General features: G+C 50.4%; 1 protein-coding gene. It reads right to left on the bottom strand.

The genetic code is table 11. The features are described 5' to 3' along the window. On the bottom strand, positions 1-5,595 hold a 5,595-nt coding region (locus L4D06_RS20375), incomplete at its 3' end, for a VCBS domain-containing protein (protein ID WP_429741002.1). Positions 5,596-6,000 lie beyond the last annotated feature (405 nt).

Here is a 6,000-nt window from a genome sequence, read left to right as displayed (position 1 = left end):
GATGGTTGGGTTTTCACCGTTATCCACATCATTGATGCTGATAGAGCCCGACACTGTGGTGCCTTGGTCCGTGGTGTTGCCAGCCGTGTCGCCTGTGACGACAGCGGCATCGTCAGTACCCGTGATGGTAATGACGATGTCTTGGGTGGTGCCGTCTGATGCGGTGACCGTGATGGTGTCCGTCGCGGTATCACCGTCAGCCAGCGATTGGATCGACGCGCTGTCAGCGGTGTATGTCCACGCTCCATCGACAAGTGTTAACGACCCGTATTCACCCGCCAAGGTGCCATTTGGAATGGTGGGCGTGTCACCGGTATCAACATCGGTAATGGTGATGGTGCCAGAGGCTGTTTGCGCACCCGTATCTTCAGTGATGCTCGCGGTGCTATCACCGGTGATAACTGCCGCATCGTCGGTGCCTGTGACATCCACCGTGATTTGCTGCACCGTGCCATCCGATGCGGTCAGGGTGAACACTTCTTGCTCAGTCTGGTTGTCGTTCAGTGCATCCGCTTTAGACGGATCGACCGTGTAGGTCCAGTTGCCGTCAGTCAGCGTGAAGGTACCGTAATCGCCGTCGAGAGAGACATTGTCGAAGTTTGGTGTGTCGCCGTCATCCACGTCAGAAATCGAGAGCGTGCCAGAGACACTGGTTTCTGGTGTGTCTGCGCCTAAATCAATGCCGCCTGTGGTGACGCCCGTGACCACAGAGGCATCATCGCTGCCTGTCACCGTGACCGATATCTGATGCTCAGATCCGTCAGAAGCCGTCACTGTAATGGTGTCGGTGGCGGCATCGCCGTCACCGAGAGACTGTGCATTGTCAGGGTTAACCGTGTAGGTCCATTCACCGTCCGTCAGTGTCAGGCTGCCGTATTCGCCTTCCACCGTGCCGTTTTCAAGGGTCGGTTGTACTGCCGCATCAGGGTCACTGATGTTGATAGAGCCGGAGACAGACGCGTCGCCGCCTTCAGCAACAGACGCGCTCAAGTCGCCCGTGACGACTGCTGCATCGTCGGTGCCTTCGACTGAAATGGTAATTTGAGCTTGTGTGTTATCCGACGTGGTTAGCGTGAAGTTTTCATTGACGGTTTCGCCGCCTGGAATGCCTTGTGCTTTGCTCGGATCAAGTGTGTAGGTCCATTCGCCATCGACCAAGCTTAATGAACCGTACTCGCCTTCGATGGTTGTATTCGCAAATTCAGGTGAATCGTTAGCATCGGCATCCGAAATAGAAAGGGTACCTGTTGCTGTGATGGCGTCAGTGACATCCAAGTAATTGATGGCATTGACTTCGGAATACGAGTTTTCAACGAGGTTAAGCTCTGTGCCGGGCAGAATGTCTGGGCCGTCGATTTGAACAAGAACAGTTGTGTTACTTCCGTCACCGTTATCGATGGACAACACACCCATCGTGAATACATTGTCATAGGCATCGGTGTATTCAACGGTTGCGGTGACAGACAGCGGATAGGATTGACCATCAATATCAATGGTTTGGTTGGCGGAGTTATTTAGTATTCCATCGCTGTCTGTGACGGTGGCGCTAAAGCCTGCTGAGTCAAAGTGCATGCTATCCGGCTGTGAACCTTGATTGAAGTCCTCGCCATCCACGTCGATATCGTCACCGAGTACAAACACGTTGTTGATCGTGATATCAGAATCAATGGTTGTTGTAACGCTGCCGCTAAAGTCACCACTGACGACAGGCGCATCATCAGTGCCTTCAATCGTGATCACAATACTATGCTCTGTGCCTTTGGAATCAGTGAGCGTAATGGTGTCGGTTGTGCTTTCGTTTTCGCCAAGAGATTGAGCTGCACCCGAATTCAGGGTGTACGTCCATTCGCCGTCTGCCAGCGTAAGCGACCCAAACTGTCCGGACACTGTCGTGTTTTCAATTTCAGTATTGTCGCCCGTATCGGGGTCAACCAATGACACCGTACCTGATGTCGAAATATCAGTGCCTTCAGTCAGTGAACCTGTTGTATCGCCGGTGAGTTCAGCGGCATCATCGGTTCCCGTGACATTTATCAAAAGCTCATGTGTGCCGCCCATCGAATCTGTAATTGTGATGGTGTCGGTGACTTGAACGCCAGCGCCAATTTCTTCTGCGAGCTCAGGGTCGAGGGTATAAGTCCAGTTGCCATCCACCATGCTGAATGAACCGTACTGACCTTGTGTATTGGCATCAGGAAGGGTAGGGGTGTCGTTGGTATCAGGGTCATTAATGGAGAGGCTACCACTTGCTGTTAGCGATCCTGATTCGTCCGTCACATTACCACTCACATTGCCGCTCAGCTCTGCGGCATCTTCGCTTCCCGTAATCGTGATAACGATGTCATGTACTGTGCCGTCTGAAGCAGTGAGACTAATGGTGTCAGTGGTGGTTTGCCCTTCATCGAGGTATTGCGCAAGGTCAGGGTCAAGCGTGTATGTCCAGCTACCTTCAATAAGCGTGAGTGAACCGTATTGCCCATCCGTTGTGCCATTAGGCAGCGTTGGGTTTTCGCCAGTGTCGACGTCGACTAAGTCAACCGTTCCCGTCGCAGTGAGCGAGCCATTGCCTTCTGTGATAGCGCCACTTGTGCTGCCAGTGAGCACGGGTTCTTGGTCCGTGCCCGTGATAGTTATTGTGATGTCGTGCGTAGAGCCGTCTGATGCGGTGACGGTGATAGTGTCAGTTGTTGTTCCGCCTTCAGGCAAAGAAGCAACACTGTCGGGATCGAGTGTGTAAGTCCATTCTCCATCGACGAGCTCCAATGAACCGTAGCTGCCATCGACGGTGCCATTTTGTAATGTTGGCGAGTCACCAGTATCTGGGTCGATAATTTGGATCGTCCCCGTAGCGGTCAGACCCTCGCCATCGTTCACTGTACCAATGGTATCACCTTGAAGAACAGGATCTTGGTCAGTGCCTGTAATGCTAATAACAATATTTTGTTGGGTACCGTCGCTGGCGGTGAGCGTGATAACGTCAGTGTCGACTTCGCCAGTGTTGAGAGCGCTGGCTGCTTCTTGGTTAAGTGTGTACGTCCAGCTTCCATCTGTGAGAACCAGTTCGCCATAATCGCCTTCGATGCGTGTGTTCTCGAACGTCGGCGTGTCTTCGGCATCGATATCTGAAATGTTGATCGTACCGTCAACCGTAAGCGCTTCTTCAGTGTCGGTTTCGGTTAACGAACCGCTAAACTCTCCACTTACAACCGGTAGGTCATCGGTTCCTATGATGGTGATGGTGATATCTAATGGCGTACCATCTTGCGAATAGACGGTAATAACGTCAGGCATCAGATCGCCTGTATCTAGCGCATCAATGGCGTCATTGTGGGCTGTGTCAGTGGTGTAAGTCCAATTCCCTGCGGTGTCTATGGTGAGGGTGCCAAACTCTCCAGCAATGGTGTCAGCTTGGAACGTCCCTTCGTCTGCATCCGCATCGGTGACGTTAACACTGCCTGAAGTCGATAATTGCCCATCTCCCTCGTTGATAGACACGTCTGTCATTGCACCAAAAGTTGGAACATCATTGGTGCCTTCAATGGTGATCGTGAGGCTTTGCACTGTGCCATCTTCTGCGCGGATATTGATGGTATCGGTGAGTTGGTCACCTTGGCCCAGTCGGTCAATTGCGCGCACATCACCAGACGTCGAGTAGGTCCAACTTCCGTCGGCATTGATGGTGACTTCACCCCAGCGCCCTTCGATAGATTGCGGTGTGAACGTATTGTCATTGCCATCGATATCGGTTGACGTTAATTGACCTGATGTAGACATTGCACCATCGGCCTCAACCACTGTGCCGACAACGTCTCCCGCAATTTGAGCGGGATCATTAGTGCCGATGATAGTGACGAGAATGTCAGTTTCCGTGCCGTCTAACGATCTCACGGTGATCGTATCGACTCGCTGTTCGCCGCCTTTTAGTGTGTCTAGTGCAGCGCTTTGTGATGGGTCAGAGGTGTAGGTCCAATTACCAGCACGATCAATGCTGACCGAGCCCAAGTCACCCAAGTACGTGCCCGCCAACATGAAGGCTTCTTGATAATCAGCGTCGGAGATGTTTATTGACCCATTGACGCTAACGACATCATTGGTTTCATAAACGTCTTGCGTGGTGGTTGCCGAGAACACGGGGGAATTGTTAATGCCTTCGATGGTGATAACAAGCTGCTGTGAAGTGCCATCTTCAGCACGAACGGTAACAACTTCCGTTAAGGTTTCGCCGTCAGGTAGGCGCTGGATAGCGCCGGTGGGGTCCGTGCTGGTATAGGTCCAATTACCACCTTCATCAATCGTGAGTTGCCCACGTGTTGTGGCAATCGTCTCTGCAATGAAGGTATTGTCGTTACCATCGACATCGGACGAGGTTAGGCTGCCAGACGTGGAAATGGTGCCGCCGTTATCGGAAACTGTCGACGTAATATCACCAGCGATGAGCGCATCATCATTGACACCGTTAATTGTCAGCGTGATTTGCGTTTCGGTGCCATCGACAGAATAGACAGTAATCGTGTCGGTTATTTTTTCACCGTCAGTCAATCCATTAATCGACGATTGATGGGTATTATCCACTTCATATGACCAGTTACCCGCTCTATCAATGGAGAGTGTCCCCCAATCACCTTCAAACTCTCCTGCTTGCATGAAAGATTCGCCCCAATCTGGGTCAGAGACATTGAGGGAGCCTCGCGCCGTCATGGTGTCATCACTTTCTCGGATGTCAGCGCTGGTCATTGCTGAGAAAACTGCGCTGTCATCTTTGCCTTCAAAGGTGATCGCGATCCGTTGCTCTGTGCCATCTGCAGCACGCACAGTAGCGTATTCCGTTAGCGTATCGCCTTCGTGTAGCCCTTTGATGGCACCAGTGGGATCTGTGCTGGTGTAGTTCCATGTTCCATCACTATCAATGGTAAGTTCACCACGTCTTGTTTGAACCGTTTCCGCGATAAACAGATTGTCTTGGCCATCAGCATCCGATGAGGTCAGGGTGCCTGACGCTTGCAACACATCGCCATCTTCAATGTTAACGGCTAAATCGCCCGAGATCTCAGCCGCGATGTTAGCGTCATTGTCTGTTTGATCGCTGTTAGGATTACTGTCGTTTTTAGAGGAGCGATCAAGCAAACTGGCGTAACGCGCTGAGGTCAGTTCTTCTGCCTGTGCCGATGTGAGACCAGACTCAACAAGCCCCTTTGTATCAAACATTTCAATGCTGCTGATGCTACCGCGAGAGCTATTTGCTTCAATGATTACTTGAGGGCCAGAAGTTGAACTGCTGAGCTCTTCGCCCGCCGCCGTTTCAGTGCCGTCGATTTGTGTTGGGTCATCGCCTTTTTCTAACGCTTCAATAATGGCATTCACATCAGATGGCAATTCTAAGCTATTGAAACCTTCATCATTTAATAGAAGAGCATCGTCGAGCACATCAACTTGTTCACCATCATCAGTCACCAGCCAAGCATTCTTACCGTTTGGTACAGAAATCACATCGCCACTGTTTATCTGCACACCACGCGCCGCAGGTGTCATCTCACCGCTTGGTTTAACCACAAAAGCTTGCCCAACGACCTGACTGAGAACCAAAGTGATAGCCATTGAAATCTCCCATTAACAGTTAGGTTCAAAATTGAACCATAAGAATCAAAATTGCTTTGCTGGTTAAATTTAGTACACAAACATCGTTGGTGATAAGTCCATGCAAGGAAGAAATTCAGGTTTTCAATAAATTGTGTTTCATATGTGAGACGTTTGAATGTAAAGAATTTTTATAAAAAACGATGGCGAGGAGGAGTGAAAAAAATTTGGTGCCGTTAAGGCTTGTCTGTCATGAACTTTAGAATCCTGTAGACATCATTTTGGTGTGCTGTCTTGTTGAAGATTGGCAGTTGTATAAAAAAGACACTAGTTTTAAAAGGAAAAAACAAGCCCATTAGTGAGGCGCAAAAGAGCAACTTTTTACGCCTAGTGAAGGTGGTAGTTGTCTCTTTTTGATCTGTTTTG

It is taken from the genome of Enterovibrio makurazakiensis (genome assembly GCF_050336585.1).
GTDB classification, from domain to species: domain Bacteria; phylum Pseudomonadota; class Gammaproteobacteria; order Enterobacterales; family Vibrionaceae; genus Enterovibrio; species Enterovibrio gelatinilyticus.
The sequence above is the reverse complement of the archived record's forward strand: the minus strand, read 5'-3'. Positions and strand labels throughout refer to the sequence as shown.